18 protein-coding genes are annotated in these 19,439 nt (G+C 66.2%); 10 read left to right on the top strand and 8 right to left on the bottom strand.

The window, feature by feature from the left end:
* Position 1: 1 nt before the first annotated feature.
* Entirely contained in the window at positions 2-718 is a 717-nt protein-coding gene (locus Q331_RS20015) for a CerR family C-terminal domain-containing protein (RefSeq protein ID WP_051630581.1), read from the bottom strand.
* 362 nt (positions 719-1,080) lie between these two features.
* On the opposite strand from Q331_RS20015, the gene Q331_RS0104780 reads away from it, so the two are divergent.
* The 3 genes from Q331_RS0104780 to Q331_RS0104770 all read left to right on the top strand — a co-directional run bounded on the left by Q331_RS0104780 (position 1,081) and on the right by Q331_RS0104770 (position 2,651).
* Complete coding sequence (locus tag Q331_RS0104780) at positions 1,081-1,617, top strand: TIGR00645 family protein (protein ID WP_026379738.1); 537 nt, start codon at positions 1,081-1,083, stop codon at positions 1,615-1,617.
* Positions 1,618-1,683: 66 nt separating this feature from the next.
* A complete protein-coding gene (locus tag Q331_RS0104775) occupies positions 1,684-2,043 on the top strand; it encodes an MmcQ/YjbR family DNA-binding protein (protein ID WP_026379737.1) in 360 nt (119 codons plus the stop codon).
* Between the two features lie 212 nt (positions 2,044-2,255).
* Positions 2,256-2,651, top strand: a complete 396-nt coding sequence (locus Q331_RS0104770; RefSeq protein ID WP_026379736.1) for a (R)-mandelonitrile lyase — start codon at positions 2,256-2,258, stop codon at positions 2,649-2,651.
* Positions 2,652-2,811: 160 nt separating this feature from the next.
* Here Q331_RS0104770 and Q331_RS0104765 read toward each other — a convergent pair whose 3' ends face one another.
* Entirely contained in the window at positions 2,812-3,045 is a 234-nt protein-coding gene (locus Q331_RS0104765) for an SMc00767 family acetate metabolism repressor (protein WP_026379735.1), read from the bottom strand.
* Positions 3,046-3,312: 267 nt separating this feature from the next.
* Positions 3,313-4,617: an isocitrate lyase gene (aceA, locus tag Q331_RS0104760; protein ID WP_026379734.1), complete on the bottom strand. Its 1,305-nt coding sequence runs from the start codon at positions 4,615-4,617 to the stop codon at positions 3,313-3,315.
* 226 nt (positions 4,618-4,843) lie between these two features.
* Here aceA and Q331_RS20010 point away from each other — a divergent pair, with 226 nt between their 5' ends.
* From Q331_RS20010 to Q331_RS0104730, 6 genes are all read left to right on the top strand, one after another.
* On the top strand, positions 4,844-6,256 hold the full coding sequence (locus Q331_RS20010) for a short-chain fatty acyl-CoA regulator family protein (protein ID WP_169738469.1): 1,413 nt from the start codon (positions 4,844-4,846) through the stop codon (positions 6,254-6,256).
* A 132-nt stretch (positions 6,257-6,388) separates the two neighbouring features.
* Positions 6,389-7,480: a polyamine ABC transporter substrate-binding protein gene (locus Q331_RS0104750; protein ID WP_026379733.1), complete on the top strand. Its 1,092-nt coding sequence runs from the start codon at positions 6,389-6,391 to the stop codon at positions 7,478-7,480.
* A 392-nt stretch (positions 7,481-7,872) separates the two neighbouring features.
* The gene (locus Q331_RS0104745; protein WP_026379732.1) at positions 7,873-9,036 is read left to right on the top strand and encodes an ABC transporter ATP-binding protein; all 1,164 of its coding nucleotides are present in this window, start codon (positions 7,873-7,875) and stop codon (positions 9,034-9,036) included.
* A 4-nt stretch (positions 9,037-9,040) separates the two neighbouring features.
* Positions 9,041-9,451: a hypothetical protein gene (locus Q331_RS0104740; RefSeq protein ID WP_026379731.1), complete on the top strand. Its 411-nt coding sequence runs from the start codon at positions 9,041-9,043 to the stop codon at positions 9,449-9,451.
* Entirely contained in the window at positions 9,451-10,344 is an 894-nt protein-coding gene (locus Q331_RS0104735) for an ABC transporter permease subunit (RefSeq protein WP_026379730.1), read from the top strand. Before Q331_RS0104740 ends, Q331_RS0104735 begins: the two co-directional genes overlap by 1 nt.
* Positions 10,341-11,132: an ABC transporter permease gene (locus Q331_RS0104730; RefSeq protein WP_026379729.1), complete on the top strand. Its 792-nt coding sequence runs from the start codon at positions 10,341-10,343 to the stop codon at positions 11,130-11,132. Before Q331_RS0104735 ends, Q331_RS0104730 begins: the two co-directional genes overlap by 4 nt.
* Before the next feature lie 18 nt (positions 11,133-11,150).
* Here the strand turns inward: Q331_RS0104730 and Q331_RS0104725 are convergent, their stop codons facing one another.
* Positions 11,151-12,890, bottom strand: coding sequence for an AsmA family protein (locus tag Q331_RS0104725; RefSeq protein ID WP_026379728.1), 1,740 nt, complete (start codon positions 12,888-12,890; stop codon positions 11,151-11,153).
* A 170-nt stretch (positions 12,891-13,060) separates the two neighbouring features.
* On the opposite strand from Q331_RS0104725, the gene Q331_RS0104720 reads away from it, so the two are divergent.
* Positions 13,061-15,019: an acetoacetate--CoA ligase gene (locus Q331_RS0104720; RefSeq protein WP_034491134.1), complete on the top strand. Its 1,959-nt coding sequence runs from the start codon at positions 13,061-13,063 to the stop codon at positions 15,017-15,019.
* 14 nt (positions 15,020-15,033) lie between these two features.
* Here Q331_RS0104720 and Q331_RS0104715 read toward each other — a convergent pair whose 3' ends face one another.
* The 4 genes from Q331_RS0104715 to Q331_RS20005 all read right to left on the bottom strand — a co-directional run bounded on the left by Q331_RS0104715 (position 15,034) and on the right by Q331_RS20005 (position 19,419).
* A complete protein-coding gene (locus Q331_RS0104715) occupies positions 15,034-15,699 on the bottom strand; it encodes a hypothetical protein (protein ID WP_026379726.1) in 666 nt (221 codons plus the stop codon).
* A gap of 12 nt (positions 15,700-15,711) precedes the next feature.
* Complete coding sequence (locus Q331_RS0104710) at positions 15,712-17,133, bottom strand: radical SAM/SPASM domain-containing protein (protein WP_026379725.1); 1,422 nt, start codon at positions 17,131-17,133, stop codon at positions 15,712-15,714.
* Positions 17,134-17,283: 150 nt separating this feature from the next.
* Positions 17,284-17,469 (bottom strand): hypothetical protein, encoded by a 186-nt coding sequence (locus Q331_RS0104705; RefSeq protein WP_026379724.1) that lies wholly within the window; start codon positions 17,467-17,469, stop codon positions 17,284-17,286.
* Positions 17,470-17,700: 231 nt separating this feature from the next.
* Positions 17,701-19,419: an ABC transporter permease gene (locus Q331_RS20005; protein WP_156953264.1), complete on the bottom strand. Its 1,719-nt coding sequence runs from the start codon at positions 19,417-19,419 to the stop codon at positions 17,701-17,703.
* Positions 19,420-19,439: the final 20 nt, after the last annotated feature.

The following is a 19,439-nucleotide window of genomic DNA, read 5'->3' as shown; positions in this document are numbered from 1 at the left end:
GTCAGGCTCCCGTCCGGTCGGTGAGCGCGCCGCCGGAGCCGGCCCGCTCGGCGCCGACCCCGGCGACGATGAGGTTGAGATGCTGCTTCAGCATCTCCTTCACCTCCGTAAGCAGCGCCGCGTCGTAACGCTCGATGCCGAGCCGGCGGCGCACCGCCGCCTCGCCGACGCGCAGGAAGAGCGCCTGACCGAAGAGAAGGAAGACGCGCAGGCGCACCGCCTGGCTCTCCGCCTCCTCGCCCGTGGCGACGGCGAAGTTCACGCACACGGTGGAATGCAGGCGCTGGATCAGCTCGCCATAGAGGATGTCGAAGGCGGGGGAGGGCTGCATCTGCTCGCGCAGGACGAAGCGGGCGACGCGGCGCATGTCGTCATGGCCGATGAGGACGTCGACCAGGGTTTCCATCACCGTTTCAAGGCGCTGGCGGGCCTCTTCGGCATCGGCGGGCGGCGGCGCCGCGAAGATTTCGGGCGCGCGTTCGCCGACCCGCCCGCCGATGAGGCCGGCCACATGCCGGGCGACGGCGCGGTAGAGCTCCTCCTTGCCGCCGAAATGGTAGGAGATGGCGGCGACATTGGCCTTGGCGAGTTTGGCGACGTCGCGCACGGAGGCGGCGTGCAGGCCGCGCTCGCCGAAGAGCTCCAGCGCAGCCTCGAGAATGCGCTCGCGTGTGCCGTCGCCGGGGATGTTGGCGGGGCCGGGCAAGGATGGCGGCATGAAAGGCCTCTTCGAAGGCGCGGCTTTCGATACGAAATAACATCAAACAGACGTTTAAGTCAAACGTTCGTTTAAATCGTGACGCCTTTTGTTTGGGCTCGCTCCCGGCGGCTCGGCTGAGCCGGTGGCCTGGTGCGCGCAAATGTCCGGCGAGGCGGCCCCTGCGAGAGGTTTGGACCCACGGCATTGCGGTGGGCGAGAGTTTCCGGCTTCTGGGCCGGAAGATTGAGGAACGTCCAGCCGCCGCCGGCAGGGAGAGCTGCCGGTATCGCCGGCCAGGGCTTTCCCCTGGCGGCGTGGTTACGGTTATTGACGGGGGCCGGACACATTGCCATGTCTGCGCGGCTGAAATGGGGGAGGTGATGGTGGACAAGAGCCGCGTGGAGAGCGGGTTTGAGCGGGGGCTCTTCGCCTCGCGCTGGCTGATGGCGCCGATGTATCTGGGGCTCGTCGTATCGCTGGCGATGCTGGTCGTCGTCTTCGTGCGCGAATTGATCTATTACGCGCCGAAGGCCTTCACCATGCCCTCCGAGGACGCGATCCTGGCGGTGCTGACGCTGGTGGACCTCACCCTGGCGGGCAATCTTCTCCTCATTGTGCTCTTTTCCGGCTACGAGGCTTTCGTCTCCAAGATGGACCTCGACGAGACCGGCGACCGGCCGGAATGGATGGGCAAGGTCGATTTTTCCGGGCTGAAACTGAAGCTTATCGCCTCCATCGTGGCGATCTCCGGCATCCATCTTCTCAAGCAGTTCATGGAGATCGGCGAGACCGGCGCGGAGGCGACTTTTTCCGAGCCGCAGCTGCGCTGGCTGGTCATCATCCATCTGACGTTCGTCGTCTCCGGTGTGCTCTTGGCGGCGATGGACTGGGTCTCGGCGAAAACGGGCAAACACTGAGCCGCGCCGCCCGGCCCGCCGAGACGCCGGATCCGCCGAAGCGCCGGTCCGCAGGGGAGGGCGAGAATGACATACGAGGAGTTCAACGCCTTCTGCGGCACCCTTCCCGCCACGAGCCACGTCGTCCAATGGGGCGGCGCCGATGTCTGGAAGGTCGGCGGCAAGGTCTTCGCCATCGGCGGCTGGCACCAGGACCGTCCGGCCTTCACCTTCAAGGCGAGCGCGCTTGCCTACGATATCCTCAAGGAGCAGCCGGGCCTCAGGCCCGCGCCCTATCTCGCCTCGCGCGGCCTTACATGGATCCAATGCTATGCCGGGCCTGGCCTCACCGACGAGGAGCTGCGCGCCTATCTCCGCCGCTCCTACGATCTCGTCGTGGGGGGCCTGACGAAAAGGAAGCGCGCCGAGTTGGGTTTGAAGTGCTGAAGACGAGGGCAGAGAGCGAGTAAGCCTCGCTGCTGTCGTCTGAAGACGGAGCGGAGCAGCTTGGCTTGCCCTTCGCAATATTCGTCCTGGCGCTAAGTGACTGGCTGAGGTGGGCGCATCTGGAGCGGACCTTGGGGCCTCTCTCGTTGATGGCGCTTGGAGAAGGCGCCGTGCGGTGTCCGCCATTTCCGAGCAAGCAGGAGGAGTGCGAGATGGATATCAAGCGCAGCGGCTCACAGCCTTCCGGCAAAGGGCCGGAGGAGTATTTCACGGGCACGGTCCGCATCGATCCCTTGATGAGCCCTCCTGAACCGGCGCGGGTCGCCGGAGCGTGCGTCACCTTCGAGCCCGGCGCGCGCACCGCCTGGCACACGCACCCGCTTGGACAGACGTTGATCGTCACCGCCGGTTGCGGCCGCGTCCAGCGTCAGGGCGGTCCGATCGAGGAAATCCGGCCGGGCGACGTCGTCTGGTTCGAGCCGGGCGAGAAGCACTGGCACGGTGCGACGCCCACGACCGCCATGACGCACATCGCCATCCATGAGAGGTTGAACGGTTCGTCGGTCGATTGGATGGAGCACGTCACCGACGAGGAATACCGTGGTTGAGGCGAAAGGCTTGCCACGGGCGACAGCGGCCGCCGCGAGGCGCCGCGACGGCCGTTTAAAAGACAGCGTTCTCTCAGGCCGAGAGCGGGCGAGATCGTATCGCCGTCAGGCGGAGCCCTCTCCCACTTCGGGCCAAGCCGCTCAAGCTGGCCGGCCGCCGCTAGCGCTGCTTGACGATGATGGGAACGAGCAGGTCGCCCCAGAAGCCGTCTTCGGAATGATGGCGGGCGGTGCGCTGCAATTCCACCGACAGGCCGGCATCGACGCAGCCGATCACCGCCTGGTTCAGCCGGTGCAGCTCGTTGGCGAGCACCCGGATCGCGGCCTGCTGCTCGTCGCTCATCTCCGAGGAAAGCGCTTCGGCGCGCTCCTTCACCGGCGGTTTGCTCAACATCGTCTCCACTTCCTTGCCCGGCCGGCCTTTTGCCGCGGCCGTTTCCATCTCGCCGAAGACGTCCTGCTCCGGCCTTTCAAGTAGCGCAATTTGCCGGCCCGAAATCAAGGGGCCGTCTTTGCCGGTGGCCGGCGCCCGGCCGACGCAACGAGGCGCAAGATCGACGATCCGCCCCTCGCTCCCGCCGCGCAGCGAGGAGGAGGCGCGTGGGGGCGCAGGAGCGGATCGTCGGGCTCTTAGCCGGCCCTCATCGGATAACGCCCCGCCTCAGGCGGCGTGGGCGCGCTCCCCCGTCTCTTTCTGGAACTGCGCCGATTCGGTGGATTCGCCCATCGCTGTCGTGGAGGACGAGCCGCCGGTGATGGCCATCGACACGGCGTCGAAATAGCCCGTGCCGACCTCGCGCTGGTGGCGGGTCGCCGTGTAGCCTTCCGCCTCGGCTGCGAACTCCGCTTCCTGCAGCTCAGAATAGGCCGCCATCTGCCGCTCCTTGTAGCCGCGGGCGAGCTCGAACATGCCGTAGTTGAGCTGATGGAAGCCGGCGAGCGTGATGAACTGGAACTTGTAGCCCATCGCGCCGAGTTCCTTCTGGAACTTGGCGATCGTCGCCTCGTCGAGGTTCTTCTTCCAGTTGAAGGAGGGCGAGCAGTTATAGGCGAGCATCTTGCCCGGATGCGCCTTGTGCACGCCTTCGGCGAAGCGCCGCGCCTGCTCCAGATCCGGCTTGGAGGTCTCGCACCAGATAAGGTCGGCATAGGGCGCGTAGGCGATGGCGCGGGCGATGCAGGGCTCAAGCCCGTTCTGCACCCGGTAGAAGCCTTCCGCCGTGCGCCCGGCATCGTAGTCGACGAAGGGCCGGTCGCGCTCGTCGATATCGGAGGTGAGAAGCTTGGCTGCCTCCGCGTCGGTGCGCGCCACGACCAGGCTCGGCACGCCGCAGACATCGGCGGCAAGGCGCGCCGCGGTGAGGTTGCGGATATGCGCCGAGGTCGGAATCAGGACCTTGCCGCCGAGATGACCGCACTTTTTCTCCGAGGCGAGCTGGTCCTCGTAATGCACGCCCGCCGCGCCGGCCTCGATATAGGCCTTCATCAACTCGAAGGCGTTGAGCGGGCCGCCGAAGCCGGCCTCCGCATCGGCGACGATGGGCGCGAACCAGGTCTCCACCGAAGGCTCGCCCTCAAGCGTCTCGATCTGGTCGGCGCGCTGGAAGGTGCGGTTGATCTTGCGTGCCAGCTCAGGGCCGGAATTGGCCGGATAGAGCGACTGGTCGGGATACATGGCGCCGGCGACGTTGGCATCGGCCGCCACCTGCCAGCCGGAGAGATAGATGGCTTTCAGGCCCGCGCGCACCATCTGCATCGCCTGGTTGCCGGAGAGGGCGCCGAGGGCGTTGACGAAGTCGTCTTCGTGAAGAAGCTTCCACAGGCGGTTGGCGCCGTGCTCGGCCAGCGAATAGCGGATGTCGAGCGAGCCGCGCAGCTTCGTCACATCCTCGGCAGTATAGGGCCGTTCGATGCCGTCGAAGCGGCCTTCGGGCGCTGTCGGAACGAGCGTCTTGAAATCCGTCATGTCAATCTCCTTACCTTTTGTGCCAGGCAGACTGTCGATCCTTGCCGGTCTCTTGTCGTCGCCTTTACATCGCAGCGCACAAAATGCCAGCGACACATGCTCGGGATTGGGCGGAATAAGGTGAAGTTGTAAGGTGCGAGCCTATAGCTTTGTATGATATGTAAATGATTTACAAAACCTGAGGGTGGCCGTGGGTTGCCTTCTGCAACCGATGGGACGTCAGGTCATGGCCGAACGCAAGATTTTTGCCGGTCCGCGCATCCGCCGCATCCGCAACGCCCTGCGCCTGACCCAGGCCGACATGGCCGGCGCGCTCGGTATCTCGCCGAGCTATCTGAACTTGATTGAGCGCAACCAGCGCCCCTTGACGGTGCAGGTTCTCTTGAAGCTGCAGGCGGCCTTCGACATATCCGCCGCCGACTTGCAGCTCGACGAGGAAGGCGAGGGGCTCGACGCGCTGAAGACCGTCTTCGCCGACCCGCTGCTCTCCGACGAGGTGCCGAGCCCTTCGGAGCTGGAGGAGGTGGCGGAGGCCGCGCCCAATCTCGTGCGCGGCGTTGCACGCCTTTACGAGGCCTATATGGAGGGTGCGGCGCGGCTGACGGAGCTCTCCCAGGTTCTGGCCGAGGGCGACGAGTTGCGTGCCGAGCTCACCGCGCGTCTGCCCTTCGACCGGGTGGCGGCCTATTTCGAAGAGTCCGGGCCCTGGTTCTCCGAGCTGGAGGAGGCTGCCGCGACGTTGCGCGAGGAGCTTGTCCCGCGCGACGATCCCTTCGCGGCGCTGAAGGCGCATTTGCGCGAGCGACATGGCGTTGACCTCAGAATTCTGCCGACCGCGGCCTTGCCGGACGAGCGGGCCCGCTTCGATCGGCATTCCATGCGCTTCTTCATTTCCGAGGCGGTGCCGCTCATCGACCGGGCCTATCTCGTCGCCCTGCAGGTGGCGCAGGCCGGCTACGGGCCGCTCATTGCCCGGCTCGCCGGCGAGGCGGAACTGAAGGACGCGGAGGCGCAGCGCCTGTTGCGCGCCGGCTTCGCCCGCCGTCTCGCCGACGCCATCCTGGTTCCCACCCCCCGGCTCGCCGCCGCTGCGCGCGAATTGCGTTTCGACATCGCCGCGCTCGGCCATCGCTTTCAGACCCGTGGCGCGCGCATCATGGCAAGGCTCGCCATTCTCGCCGGCCGCCCGGAAGCGGGATTTGAGGCGGCGCTGCTCGTGCTAGACGCCGCCGGCTCGCCAATCCTGCGCATTCGCGGTGCCGGCTTTCCCTTCGCCCGCTTCGGCGCTCCGTGTGGGCGGCTGCCGGTGTTCGACAGGCGCACCGAGAGCGGGGTGCTCGCCGCCAGGCTCGTCCTGCCTGACGGAGCCGCCTTTCTGGCGCTGGCCGCCCGCGAGGCGGAGGCGCTTGCGGAGACCGGCCTGCCGCCACCGCTCAGGATCAGTCTGTTGGCCTTCCCGGAGCGCTTCGCCGCCGAGACCGCCTACGATTTCGTCCATGCCGCCCCGCCGCGACCGGTGGGCGTGACCTGCCGCTTATGCGAGCGCGAAGGCTGCGCCCACCGCGCCCAGCCGCCCGCGACCCGACCCGCCGGCCTTGCAGATTACCGCATCGCCAAATCCGACCGCGAGATACCCTAGAAAGGGTGCGGATTTCTCATCCTGCGCGATTGAAGCGGAGCCGCGCTCGTGCCTATGGTGCCGGCCATGTCAGGAATGAAGCAGGCCCGTCTGCCGCGCAGGCGGGCTCGCCTTCACAGGGAAGGAGTTGACATGTCTAGAGCGCTTCTCAGCGTCGCCGCGGGCCTTGCGGCCTTCAGCCTCGGCACGGCCGCCTTCGCCCAAGAGGAGAAGGTGGTCAACGTCTACAACTGGTCGGATTATATCGACGAGAGCATTTTGGAGGAGTTCACCGCCGAGACCGGCATCAAGGTCGTCTACGACGTCTACGATTCCAACGAGATCCTTGAGACCAAGCTTCTCTCCGGCGGTACCGGCTACGACGTCGTGGTGCCTTCCGCCGCGCCCTTCATGGTCCGCCAGATTGAGGCCGGCGCGCTGCAGAAGCTCGACATGTCCAAGCTGCCGAACCTCACCCATGTCTGGGAGGCCATCGCCGAGCGCGTGGAGAAATACGATCCCGACAACGCCTATTCGGTCAATTACATGTGGGGCACGACCGGCATCGGCTTCAATGTCGACAAGATCGCCGAGCGCATGCCCGACGCCCCGACCGATTCCTGGGACATGATCTTCGACCCTGAGATCGTCTCCAAATTCGAGGATTGCGGCGTCTACATGCTCGACGCGCCGGCCGAGACCATCCCGGCGGCGCTGAACTATCTCGGTCTTGATCCGAACTCCAAGGATCCGGACGACATCGCCAAGGCCGGCGAGGCGCTGAAGGCGATCCGGCCCTATATCCAGAAGTTCCACTCCTCCGCCTATATCGACGCGCTCGCCAATGGCGACATCTGCCTGGCGGTCGGCTGGTCGGGCGACGTTTTCCAGGCGATCGACGCGGCCGCCGACGGCGTCAACGTGGAATACGTGATCCCGACGGAAGGCGCGCAGATGTGGTTCGACCAGATGGCGATCCCGGCCGATGCCCCGCATCCGGAGAACGCCCATACCTTCATCAATTACATGCTGCGCCCGGAAGTCATCGCCAAGGCGTCCAACTACGTCTTCTACGCCAACGGCAACAAGGACGCGACGCAGCATCTGGATGCGGAGGTGGCGGAGGATCCGGCGATCTATCCGCCCGAGGATGTGATGGAAAAGCTGTTTACGGTCGATTCCTACGACCCAAAGACGCAGCGCATCGTCACCCGCACCTGGACGAGTGTGAAGACCGGCCAGTAATGTCGGCCGCGGGGCGGACGCCAAGCGCCCGCCCCGCAGTGAACGTGTCATTGGGGCGGACGCCAAGCGCCCGCCCCGCAGTGAACGTGTCATTGGGGCGGCCGCCAAGCGCCCGCCCCGCAGTGAACGTGTCATTGGGGCGGCCGCCAAGCGCCCGCCCCGCAGTGAATGTGTCATTGGGGCGGCCGCCAAGCGCCCGCCCCGCAGTGAATGTGTCATTGGGGCGGCCGCCAAGCGCCCGCCCCGCAGTGAATGTGTCATTGGGGCGGCCGCCAAGCGCCCGCCCCGCAGTGAACGTGTCAGTTGGGCGGGCGCCATGGGCCCGCCCGATCGCGCATGGTCGGGCGCGGTGCCCCTCCGGCGCCTGCCTTTTGAGAAAGAAGGGTTCGCGCATGGCCAAGACGCTCGGGCCGGTAAGGCGCAGTTTCCAGCCGTGGAACGATCCGAGCGAGCCGGCGTATATCGAGCTTCGCGACGTCACCAAGCGGTTTGGCGATTTCACCGCCGTCGACCGTCAGTCCCTCGTCATCTACGAGCGTGAATTCTTCGCCCTTCTCGGCCCGTCCGGCTGCGGCAAGACCACGCTCCTGCGCATGCTGGCGGGCTTTGAGGAACCGAGCGAGGGCGAGATGCTGCTGCAGGGTCGCCCGCTGACCGGCGTGCCGCCGCATAAGCGCCCGGTCAACATGATGTTCCAGTCCTACGCTCTGTTTCCGCATATGAGCGTCGCTGACAACATCGCCTTCGGCTTGAAGCAGGAGGGCATGGCCAAGGCCGACATCGCCCAGCGGGTGGCGCAGATGCTGCGTCTTGTGAAACTGGAGCCTTTCGCCGGCCGCAAGCCGGCGCAGCTCTCCGGCGGCCAGCAGCAGCGCGTGGCGCTGGCGCGCGCGCTCGCCAAGCGTCCCAAGGTGCTGCTCCTGGACGAGCCGCTCGGCGCCCTCGACAAGAAATTGCGCGAGGAGACGCAGTTCGAGCTCGCCGATCTGCAGGAAAGCCTCGGCCTCACCTTCGTCATCGTCACCCACGACCAGGAGGAGGCGATGACCATGGCCGACCGCATCGCGGTGATGGACCATGGCCGCATCATCCAGGTGGCCACGCCCGCCGAGATCTACGAGGCCCCGGCGACGCGCTACATCGCCGATTTCGTCGGCGACGTGAATATCTTCGAGGGCCAGGCGGAGCGGCTTGAGGAAGGCAAGCTGCGCATCGCCACCACCGCCGGTTTCGCCGTGGAAACGGTGGTCAACGGCCCGTCCTTGCCAGCCAACGGCGATACGGTCTGGTTCGCCGTCCGCCCGGAGAAGATGGTGATCAGCCATGATCGCCCGGCCGGCGCGTCCTCCGGTCCGGCGCCGAACATGGTGGAAGGCGAGGTCTGGGACATCGGCTATCTCGGCGATGTGTCGATCTACAACGTCAAGCTCGCATGCGGCGACATCGTTCGCGCCACCCGGCTGAACGCGGCGCGCGAGGTGGAGCGACCGATCACCTGGGACGATCGGGTATGGCTGTCCTGGCGCCCCGATTCCGGCGTCCTTCTGGCGGGCTAGCCCGATGAAACCGAACGCGCTCGACCGTGCCTTCTTCAATCCGCTCGACCCGCGCGACCGGGCCGAGCGCAACCGCGAACGCGCCGCCGCGTTCCGTCGCCTGCATCTGATGGCCGCCGTCGCCCTGGCGATGGCTGTCTTCACGCTGATGGCGCTGTTTCGTCCCGATCTGGCGCTTTTCTACCTCGTCGCGGCGATGTTGCTGCCGCCGCTCCTGCTTCTTCCCCCGATGCTCTTGCGGCTTCGAAGGGGCGCGGCCGCGCCCGCCGCGCCTCTGCCCGGTCCCGTTCGCCTTACCCTTCTGGCCGGTTTGGTCTTCCTCGCCTTTGCCTTCGGCTCGGCCTGGCTCGGCGTGCCGGCGACGCTCGCCGTCGTGGTTTTCCTGCTTTGGCCGCAATGGCGGGGCGATCTCTGATGCAGGGATTGCGCAGCTTCCTGGCCCGGCAGGTGGTGACGGCGGTCCCCTATCTGTGGCTGCTCGTCTTCTTCCTGGCGCCGTTTTTGATCGTGTTGAAGATCTCGCTGTCTGAGACGGCGATCGCCATGCCGCCCTACACCCCCGTCTTCGAGGGGCTGAAAGACCTCTTGGAGAAGGCGAAACAGCTTTCCTTCGACAATTACCTCTGGCTGACGGAGGACGCGCTCTACATCAAGGCGTATCTCTCTTCCTTGCGGATCGCCCTCGTCTCCACGCTGATCACGCTCATCGTCGGCTATCCGCTCGCCTATGCCATGGCGCGGGCGCCGGACGGGCTCCGGCCGGTTCTGTTGATGGCGGTGATCCTGCCCTTCTGGACCTCTTTCCTCATCCGCGTCTATGCCTGGATCGGCATCTTGAAGCCGGAGGGCCTGCTCAACCAGGCGCTGATCGGGCTCGGGCTCATCTCCGAGCCCTTGCAGATCATCAACACCGATTGGGCCGTCTATATCGGCATCGTCTATTCCTACCTGCCCTTCATGGTGCTGCCGCTCTACGCCTCCCTGGAGAGGCTCGATCTGCGCCTGATCGAGGCGGCGATGGATCTCGGCGCCACGCCCCTGAAGGCTTTTTGGCGCATCACCGTGCCTTTGTCGGTGCCGGGCATCGTGGCCGGCTCGCTGCTGGTTTTCATCCCGGCGGTCGGCGAGTTCGTCATTCCCGACCTTCTCGGCGGCTCCGACACCTTGATGATCGGACGCACGCTCTGGGTGGAGTTCTTCTATAACCGCGACTGGCCGGTCGCCAGCGCCGTTGCCATCCTGCTGCTCATCCTCTTGGTGGTGCCGATCGTCATCTTCCAGAAGATGCAGGAGAAGGCCGCGCGATGAGACGCTTCACCGCCTTCAATCTCGTCTCCCTCGTCTTCGGCCTGGCCTTTCTTTACCTGCCGATTCTCATTCTCATCCTGTATTCCTTCAACGATTCGCGCATCGTCACCGTCTGGGGCGGCTTTTCCACCCGCTGGTATGTGGAGCTGCTTTCCAACGAAAGCATCCTCAACGCCGCCTGGGTCACCGTCCGGGTGGGGCTCTTGTCGGCGAGCGTGGCGACCGTCCTCGGCACGCTCGCGGCGCTTGCCCTGGTGCGCGGCGGCCGCTTTTACGGTCGAACGCTGTTCTCCGGCATGGTCTATGCGCCGCTCGTCATGCCGGAAGTGATCACCGGCCTGTCGCTACTTCTGCTGTTCGTCGCGATCAATTTCGACCGTGGCTTCTGGACGGTGACGCTCGCCCATATCACCTTCTCCATGTGCTTCGTGGCCGTGGTGGTGCAGTCGCGGCTCCTGGCTTTCGATCGCGCGCTGGAGGAGGCCGCGCTGGATCTCGGCGCGACGCCGGTGAAGACGTTTTTCGCCATCACCCTGCCGCTCATCTTCCCGGCCGTGGCGGCGGGCTGGATGCTGGCCTTCTCCCTGTCGCTGGACGATCTCGTCATCGCCAGCTTCACCACCGGGCCAGGCGCCACCACGCTGCCGATGAAGATCTACAGCCAGGTCCGCCGCGGCGTGACCCCGGAGATCAACGCCGTTTGCACCATTCTGGTCGCCTTGGTGACGCTCGGCGTGCTGACGGCTTCCGTCATCGGCAAGGCCCGCGCCCCGGCCCGCGCTCCCTGAGGGAGCCGTCCTGCCGTCTCAGTTGGATGGCGGCGGGGCGATGGAGATCGCCGGGCTCGCCAGCGTGCCGACGACGCGCAGCGGCACGTCCGAAGTGTCGCTCGCATTCGGCTGCATCGTGCCGGAAAGGGCCAGGGTGCGGCTCTCAAGGCCGATATCGCCGGAAAGCTCGGCCGCATAGGCGCCGGTGGCCACCATGCCCCGTTCAAGCCGCCCGATCCGCTCGCGGAAGACGAGCTCGGCCTCCAGGCGGGTAAAATCGGTGCTGGCATCGGGCGACAAGAGGGGCTTCGTCGTGCCGCCTTCGCCGTTCGTCGCCTCGGCAAGGTCGATATAGGGCAGGCGGCCATCGGAGGCGGTGAGGGAAAGACGCCCTTGCAGGGTCTCCACGAGATTGTTCAATCGCTCGCCGCGGGCGCTGATCTCGGTGGAAAGATCGGTGAGACCGGAGAAGGGGGGCAGTCCGAGAGCGGCCATCACCTCGCCGGCTCGAACGCCGCTCGCCCGCCAGGCCGCCTCCACCTGCGGCACCTCATCGCCGGCAAGGCTGATGGAGCCGCTGAGCCGTCCCCCGTAGAGGGTTGCCTCGCCAATGGTGAGCGTCGCCTTGCCGCTGCCCACCAGAAGCGACGCTGCGACGGGGCCGACGCGCAGCGCCTTCATTTGCACCTCGTCGGCGGAGACGCGCAGATCGGCGGTGAATTCGTTCAGCCACGCATGGTTGACCCGCCCGGCGAGGAGGCTGTCCTCCTCGTCCCATGTCACCAGATGCGCGAGCGCCGGCGAAGCGTCGAAACGGGGAAAGGCGAGGGTGCCGGTGATGGCGGGGCGGCCGGTCAGGTCGACGGTGAAGGCGCCGCGCCCCGGCACGGTGTTGAGATTGATGGTGGCGTCGGCGAAACTCGCCTTCCGCCCGGCGAACTCCACGTTGGAATCGATTCGGACGGCGTTGAGGGGCGCCGTCTCGGCGAAGGGATTTTCGATCCAGGTGAGGAAGCGCGGCATGTCTTCGGCGTTGAACGCCATCCTGCCGACGAGGCCCGGCTCGCGCGGATTGCGCATCGTGCCGGAGAAGGCGCCGTTGAAATTGACCGATTGCACGTCGACGTTGAGCGGCGTCTCTCCGCCGCGGATGAAGCGATAGGGTTCCTGCGCGGCGGCGGCGAGATTGATCCGCTCGCCGCGCCACTCCAGGTTTCCGGACAGCTCGATCGGCTGGCGCACGCTGTTCCAGGTGAGGTCCAGATTGACGTTCGTCAGCTCCTCCTTCTGCCCGGTCAGTGCATTGTCGTAGAGAATGCGGCCCTGACGCACGACGAAGGCGCCGAGCCTGACGTCGCCGGCGAAGGCGAGCTGCAGCGCCGCCGCGCCGCTGTCGAAATCCCAGCTGCGGGTGCCGTCCTCGGTGCGGATGAGGCGGATATCCGGGCCGACGATGATGAAGTCCTCGATCCGGACTTCTCCGATGAGCAGCGGGATGAAGCGGATGGAGGCCTTCAGGTATTCCATCTGCACGAAGGGTTCCTCGGCCCCTCGCGGCCCGGCGATCTGAACGTCCTTCAGCTTGACGCTGAGCGTCGGCAAGAGAGCCACGACGGCATCGCCCTGCAGCGAGACCTCCCGGCCGGTCCAGGCCGATATCTGCTCGCCGACCTGGCGCTTGATGTCGTCGGCGGAAACGATCTGGCTGGCGAGGAAAACCAGGCCGCCGACAAGGACGGCCAGGACGCCGAGAGCGATGAGCGAACGCCTCATCATGGGGCTATCTCCGTGGACCTCTGGCGATAGGCACTTTGACCGCCGAAGGCAAGGCGCTTGGGGGGTTGCAGTGGACAGTGCACTTGGCGCTTCCGCGGCGCTGTGGCATGGGCATCACCAGCCGTTCCGACGGTTTTGGAACGAACCTGGTCACACCCTTGGACAAGCTCATGCACGATACGCCCCTCTGGTCGCCCGATCCCGGCAAGGCCGCCGCAACGCCGATGGCGCGCTTTGCCGGCAGGATGGCGCCCGATATCGCCGGCAGGACGCTTCCCGATTACCGCGCCCTGCATCGCTGGTCGGTCGCCGACCCGGCGGCCTTCTGGAGCGGCGTCTGGGATTTCTGCGAGGTGATCGGCGACAAGGGCGAGAGCGTGCTGGAGAACGGCGAGGCGATGCCGCGCGCCCGCTTCTTTCCGCAGGCGCGTCTCAACTTCGCGGAGAACCTTTTGCGCCGCGCCGGCTCTGAGGAGGCCCTGGTCTTCCGCGGCGAGGACAAGGTGGCGCGGCGGCTTTCCTTCGACGAGCTGCGCGCCCTTGTCTCCAGGTTGCAGCAGGCGATGCGCGCCGCCGGGATCGGCGTCGGCGATGCCGTCTCCGCGATGATGCCGAACATGCCCGAAACGGTGGCGGCGATGCTGGCGGCCAGCTCGCTGGGCGCCGTCTTCTCCTCCTGCTCGCCCGATTTCGGCGAGCGCGGCGTGCTCGACCGTTTCGGGCAGATCGAGCCCAAGCTTCTCATCGCCCCGGACGGCTACTGGTACAACGGCAAGCGCATCGATATCGCCGGCAAGCTCGCCGCCATCGCCGAGAAGCTCACCTCCGCGAGCAAGGTGGTGATCGTTCCCTATCTCGGCGAGGCCGAGGAGGTGGCGGCGCGCGTGCCGCGGGCCGAAACGCTTGCGGCCTTCCTGGAGCCCTATCGGCCGGCCGAGCTCGCCTTCGAGCGCCTGCCCTTCAACCATCCGCTCTATGTTCTGTTCTCCTCCGGCACGACGGGCGTGCCCAAATGCATCGTGCACGGCGCCGGCGGCACCCTGCTGCAGCATCTGAAGGAGCACCGCCTGCATTGCTCGCTGGGGCCCGGCGACAGGCTCTTCTATTTCACCACCTGCGGCTGGATGATGTGGAACTGGCTGGTTTCCGGCCTTGCCGCCGGCGCCACGCTCCTGCTTTACGACGGCTCGCCCTTCCATCCGGACGGCAATGTGCTGTTCGACTATGCTGAGGCGGAGAGGATGACCTTCTTCGGCACCTCGGCGAAATTCATCGACGCGGTGCGCAAGGCCGGGCTGACGCCGGCCACGAGCCACGATCTGTCCGCCCTCAGGATGATGGCCTCGACCGGCTCGCCGCTGGCGCCGGAGAATTTCGATTTCGTCTATGAGGGCATCAAGGCCGATCTGCATTTGGCCTCCATTTCCGGCGGCACCGATATCGTCGCCTGTTTCGTCCTTGGCAACCCGCTGGAGCCGGTCTGGCGCGGCGAGATCCAGGGCCCCGGCCTCGGCATGGCGGTGGATGTGTGGGACGAGGACGGGCAGCCGGTGAAGGGAGAGAAGGGCGAGCTCGTCTGCGTGAAGCCCTTCCCGTCGATGCCGGTGAAGTTCTGGAACGATCCGGGCGGCGAGAAATACCGCGCCGCCTATTTCGAGCGCTTTGCCGGCGTGTGGTGCCACGGCGACTTCGCCGAATGGACCGAGCATGGCGGCATGCTCATCCATGGCCGCTCCGACGCCACGCTCAATCCCGGCGGCGTCAGGATCGGCACGGCGGAGATCTACAATCAGGTGGAGCAGCTTCCGGAAATCGTCGAGGCGCTCGCCATCGGCCAGGATTTCCAGGGCGATGTGCGCATTGTCCTGTTCGTGCGCCTTGCCGAGGGGGCGGTGCTCGACGAGGCGCTTGAGGCGCGCATCAAGAAGCAGATCCGCGAGGGCGCCTCGCCGCGTCACGTGCCGGGCAAGATCGTCGCCGTCGCCGACATTCCGCGCACCAAATCCGGCAAGATCACCGAGCTGGCCGTGCGCGACGTGGTGCATGGGCGCGAGGTGAAGAACCGCGAAGCGCTGGCCAATCCGGAGGCGCTCGACCTCTACCGGGATATGGAGGCGCTGCGCGGCTGACCGGCTCGCCCGGCTCAGGACATCTCGCGCAGCTCCCGGTTGGCGGCGATGAGCTGCTCCAGCGCCTCGCCGTGCGTGGAGGCATAGCCCTGCCCATAGGCGAGCGGCAGCGCGGCAAAGCGCGCGAACTGCACCTTGGTGGCGGCGAGCGCGGTGGCGAAGGCGAGCTCGAACAGGCTCTTTCCGGCATTCGGCCCGCTGTCGACGATCTTGCCGCCTTCCTTGGAATTGGGGTTGTCCTTGTTGAGCTGGCTGTGGCTCGGCGCGTCGGGCCCGCAGAGCTTCGGCGAGCCGAGTGCCCATGTGCCGCTGACGATATCAGCCGGCAGGCTGGCCAGCTTCTGGTCCCAGACCGGGATCGGCGCCTCGCCGACATGCAGCTCGATCCAGTTGGAATGGGCGTAGAAATCCTGCGTCGTGTGCAATAGCGCGCCGAAGGCCGCCAGCGCCGCATTGGCGTATTTGTCGCCGACCTTCTCGATCAGGTTCCATTCATCGGCGATATGGGCGATGCCGCCGGGAAAGTCGCAATTGTCGAAATGCACGCAGCTTTGCGTCTGCAACAGATCCTGGGCGATGTTGGCGGCGACGACATAGCCGAGCTGCTGCTGGTCGAGGAGACCGTCATTCGCGTCCTCGGTCAGCTGGCCGTGATAGCCGATATCGAATTTCACGCTCATCCTGTCGCCTCCTCAGCTGCAAAGCCTGTCGTGAAGGAAAGGGCCGCCGCAATGCGGGTCCTTGGCGTAGTAGCTGCCCGTGGCGTTGAAGGCGTCGACGAAGCATGCCGTTCGGCAATGGCCGAGTTTTGAGCAGCGCGCGCAGTCCGGATCGACGAGCGCCTGGTCGAGGGTGCGCGCCCGCAGGGCCGCGAACGCCTCCCCGTTCCATATCTCCTTCAGCCCCGCCGCAAAGACGTTGCCGTAGGTGAAGTCTTTCACGCCATGCATCTTGTCGCAGACGGTGACCTCGCCGCTGGGGAAGATCGACATGCCCATATTGAGCCCGCCGCAGGGATACCATTCGTCTTCGCGCCAGGGCCGGCCGTTCCCCTTCGGCGGATGGATGGCGCAAAGGCCGGCATAGCGCGCCCGCCGAGCCAGCACCGTCTCGCGCACCAGCTGGCGCTCCGCCAGGCTGAGGCCGGGCGCGCTGTTGGCGCCGGAGCCGACGGCGCCGCCCTCCATCTGGGTGATGCCGATCTCCGCGACGCCAAGGCTGACGAGCAGGTCGATCATCTCGTCGACGCCATGCTGCGTCGCCGGCGTCAGGACGCTTTTGACGACGACGCGGATGCCGGCATCGACGAGATGGCGGATGGCGTTGAGGACCCTGGGAAAGTGCCCGCGCGACCCGGTGACGGCGTCGTGCAGGGCGGGCGTGCCGGCGTCGAGGGAGATGGTCATCTCGCGCATGCCCGCGGCGGCGAGGCGCTCGGCGATGCTGCGGTCGCCGCCGATGACCGAGCCGTTGGACGTCATCACCGGGATCATGCCGCGCTCAAGGCCGTGCTCCAAGAGCTCCAGCCAGCCCTTGAAGATCGTCGGCTCGCCGCCGGTCAGGCCGAGAAAGACGACGCCCCAATCGGCCGCCTCCTCGATGAGTTCGCGGCATTTGCCGAGATCCCAGCGCCGGTCGCCGGTCTGCGAGAGGTCCTGGTAGCAATAAGAACAGGCAAAGTTGCATTGGAAGGTGAGGGTGATGTTGATGCCCGCCGGCACCGGCCATTGGCCGAAGGCGGCGCTGGCAAGCAGACGATCGTCGCCCGGATAAAGAAAACGGCGCGGCGAAAAGCGGTTTGTTCGGCAGGCGCCGGCTGGCGTTCCCCATGTCGCGCCCTCGCCGCTGGCGAGCAACGCCTCGTGAAGGCCGAGAAGCCCCGCCGCCTCTGTCTCGGCTTCCGCTGGCGCAAGTCCGTAGGTCTCGCCGTAGAGATAGGCGAGTTCGGCCCCTCCGAGCCGGCCGTCGCAAAGCGCCAGGAAGAAGGCGTGCGAGGGATGCAGCATGCCGATGGAGGAGGGGTGATGGCCGTGGACGAGCGCATAGCCCTGCATCGGCTTCAGCCAGATATCCTGCCGCAGTCGCGGAAAATGGCCGTTTTCGGCGATGTGCATACGAGCCTCCCGAACGCTGGCCTGCCAAACGCGACGTTGCGTCGCCGGCAGGGGTCAAGCCGGCGGGCGGCCGCCGGCGCGCCGCGTTCAAAAAGATTGAGGGAAGATGCCTCCGGCACCTGCGCACGCGCAGGCGCCGGAGGCCTTCGTTCAGAGCGGCTGCACCTTGATGCAGGTGGACAGCACGTTCCAGCAGCCGGATTCGCAGCTCGCCTTTTCCTGGCCCGATTCCAGGCGCTTGGCCCGGGCTTCGGCTCGGTCCGCCTCGTCGCGAAGCTGTTTGGCAAGCCCCCGCAGATAGTCGGGCTGGTGAAGGTGTCCTGCTTGATCGGCCATCTTTGTCCTCCTCGTAGAGTGCCGCAACGAGAGAATGACACACTTACAGGGAGAATCAGTCAACATAAAATCTACTTAAGATTGAAAATATCCTCTGGAATCGAAGACTCGACTTGGAGCAATTCTCAATTGAATTGCCTAAGTCACATAATCAGGGGTTGTTTCTTGGGGCGACATTTCGCGAGGGAAAGGCCGCGTCGTCGAGGCGCGGAAAGCGTCTGCGGCGATGTCTCAGGGCAGCTCGCCGCGCTGCTGCGGCAGCGGCGGGGCGGCCGAGCGCAGAAGCATGATGACGGGAATGAGGCCGACGAGCACGATGAGCAGCGCCGGCACGGCGGCATCGCCATAGGCGGCGCGCGAGGCGCGCGAATAGACCAGGGTGGCCAGCGTGTCGTAGTTGAAAGGCCGAAGCAGCAGCGTTGCCGACAATTCTTTGAGGCTATCGACGAAGACGAGCAGGAAGGCGGCGCCGAGCGCCTTCTTCATCAAGGGCAGATGCACGTCGATGAGCGTCTGCTGGGCGGTGCGGCCGAGCGTGCGCGCGGCCATGTCCAGATGCGAGGTGATTTTGGCAAGCCCCGCCTCCACCGTGCCTTGCGCGACGGCGAGGAAGCGCACCGAGCAGGCATAGACGATGGCCGCCGCCGAGCCGGTGATGAGGAGGCCGGTCGGCAGGTCGAAGGTGGATCGCATGAAGGCGTCGACGGCGTTGTCGAGCCTGGCGAGCGGCATCAGGATGCCGAGTGCCAGCACCGTTCCCGGCACCGCATAGCCGATGAGCGCGACCTTCAGCGCCACATGTTCCAGCCGCCCGGCGGCAAGGCGCGCGCAATAGGCCAGCACCAGCCCGGCAATGACCGTGATGGTGCCGGTCGCGGCGGCGACGGTGACGGAATGCCAGGCCGCGGCCAGAAGCTCCGGCTCGGCGAAGGCGGGAAGGCGCCGCAGTGCGTAGCCGATGAGCACGAAGGCCGGAATGCCCATGCCCAGCAGCGGCGGCACGGCGCACAGGAATGCCGCGCCCGCGGCCCGCCAGCCGTTCAGTTCCATGCGGAACTGTCCGCCGCGCTCCGCCCGCGCCACCTGGTAGCGCTGGCGCCCGCGCGCGGCCCGCTCCGCGACGATGAGCAGGACGACGAAGCCGACCATGACGGTGGCGATCTGCGCCGCGCCGGCCAGGCTGCCGCGATTGAGCCAGGTGTCGTAGACGGAGAAGGTGAGGGTGCGGATGCCGAGGAAATCGACGGCGCCGATATCGTTGAGCGTCTCCATCAGGCACAGCGTGACGCCGATGGCGATGGCCGGGCGGGCGAGCGGCACGGCGATGCGGAAGAAGGAGGAAAACCGGCTGCAGCCGAGCGTCTGGGCGACCTGCAGCGCCGTCACCGACTGCATCAGGAAGAGAAGTCGCGTCGTCATGTAGACGTAGGGGTAGAGCACCGACGACATGATCAGCGCCGCGCCCGGCAGATTGTGCACGTCGGGCGACCAGTATTCGCGCACGCTGGTATAGCCGCCGATGGCCCGGATGGCGCTCTGCAGAGGCCCGGTAAAATCCAGGAACTCGATATAGGCGAAAGCGACGATATAGAGCGGCATGGCGAAGGGCAGGACCAGCGCCACTTCCAGGATGCGTCTGCCGGGGAAGGCGAAATGGGTGACCAGCCAGGCGCTGACGACGCCCATGGTGGAGCTGAGGACGGCAACGCCCGCCATCAACAGGAGCGTGATGCGCACCGAGCGCGGCAGGACGGTGGAGACGAGGTGCGGCCATACGCCCTCCGAGGAACCCATGGCGATGACGATGACCGCCACCAGCGGCACCAGCACCAGCGCCGTCAGAAGATAGGCGAAAAGCCTCAGCCCCGCATGGCCGGGCAGCCCCCGCACGCGGCCGCGCCGCCGGAGGCTGAAAATGCGGAAGGAAAGGATGGGTTCCTGCGGCGTCACGCGGGCTGTCCTGTGAGGTC

The sequence above is a fragment of the Afifella pfennigii DSM 17143 genome, assembly GCF_000688515.1.
GTDB classification, from domain to species: Bacteria; Pseudomonadota; Alphaproteobacteria; order Rhizobiales; family Afifellaceae; genus Afifella; species Afifella pfennigii.
Note: the sequence above shows the minus strand (reverse complement) of the source record. Positions and strands in the feature narration are given on the sequence as shown.

What these genes read in the sequence shown, in the direction of transcription:
- Q331_RS20015 (WP_051630581.1), bottom strand. Translation starts at nt 718, where the DNA reads ATGCCGCCATCCTTGCCCGGCCCCGCCAACATCCCCGGCGACGGCACA.
- Q331_RS0104780 (WP_026379738.1), top strand. Translation starts at nt 1,081, where the DNA reads ATGGTGGACAAGAGCCGCGTGGAGAGCGGGTTTGAGCGGGGGCTCTTC.
- Q331_RS0104775 (WP_026379737.1), top strand. Translation starts at nt 1,684, where the DNA reads ATGACATACGAGGAGTTCAACGCCTTCTGCGGCACCCTTCCCGCCACG.
- Q331_RS0104770 (WP_026379736.1), top strand. Translation starts at nt 2,256, where the DNA reads ATGGATATCAAGCGCAGCGGCTCACAGCCTTCCGGCAAAGGGCCGGAG.
- Q331_RS0104765 (WP_026379735.1), bottom strand. Translation starts at nt 3,045, where the DNA reads ATGTTGAGCAAACCGCCGGTGAAGGAGCGCGCCGAAGCGCTTTCCTCG.
- aceA (WP_026379734.1), bottom strand. Translation starts at nt 4,617, where the DNA reads ATGACGGATTTCAAGACGCTCGTTCCGACAGCGCCCGAAGGCCGCTTC.
- Q331_RS20010 (WP_169738469.1), top strand. Translation starts at nt 4,844, where the DNA reads ATGGCCGAACGCAAGATTTTTGCCGGTCCGCGCATCCGCCGCATCCGC.
- Q331_RS0104750 (WP_026379733.1), top strand. Translation starts at nt 6,389, where the DNA reads ATGTCTAGAGCGCTTCTCAGCGTCGCCGCGGGCCTTGCGGCCTTCAGC.
- Q331_RS0104745 (WP_026379732.1), top strand. Translation starts at nt 7,873, where the DNA reads ATGGCCAAGACGCTCGGGCCGGTAAGGCGCAGTTTCCAGCCGTGGAAC.
- Q331_RS0104740 (WP_026379731.1), top strand. Translation starts at nt 9,041, where the DNA reads ATGAAACCGAACGCGCTCGACCGTGCCTTCTTCAATCCGCTCGACCCG.
- Q331_RS0104735 (WP_026379730.1), top strand. Translation starts at nt 9,451, where the DNA reads ATGCAGGGATTGCGCAGCTTCCTGGCCCGGCAGGTGGTGACGGCGGTC.
- Q331_RS0104730 (WP_026379729.1), top strand. Translation starts at nt 10,341, where the DNA reads ATGAGACGCTTCACCGCCTTCAATCTCGTCTCCCTCGTCTTCGGCCTG.
- Q331_RS0104725 (WP_026379728.1), bottom strand. Translation starts at nt 12,890, where the DNA reads ATGATGAGGCGTTCGCTCATCGCTCTCGGCGTCCTGGCCGTCCTTGTC.
- Q331_RS0104720 (WP_034491134.1), top strand. Translation starts at nt 13,061, where the DNA reads ATGCACGATACGCCCCTCTGGTCGCCCGATCCCGGCAAGGCCGCCGCA.
- Q331_RS0104715 (WP_026379726.1), bottom strand. Translation starts at nt 15,699, where the DNA reads ATGAGCGTGAAATTCGATATCGGCTATCACGGCCAGCTGACCGAGGAC.
- Q331_RS0104710 (WP_026379725.1), bottom strand. Translation starts at nt 17,133, where the DNA reads ATGCACATCGCCGAAAACGGCCATTTTCCGCGACTGCGGCAGGATATC.
- Q331_RS0104705 (WP_026379724.1), bottom strand. Translation starts at nt 17,469, where the DNA reads ATGGCCGATCAAGCAGGACACCTTCACCAGCCCGACTATCTGCGGGGG.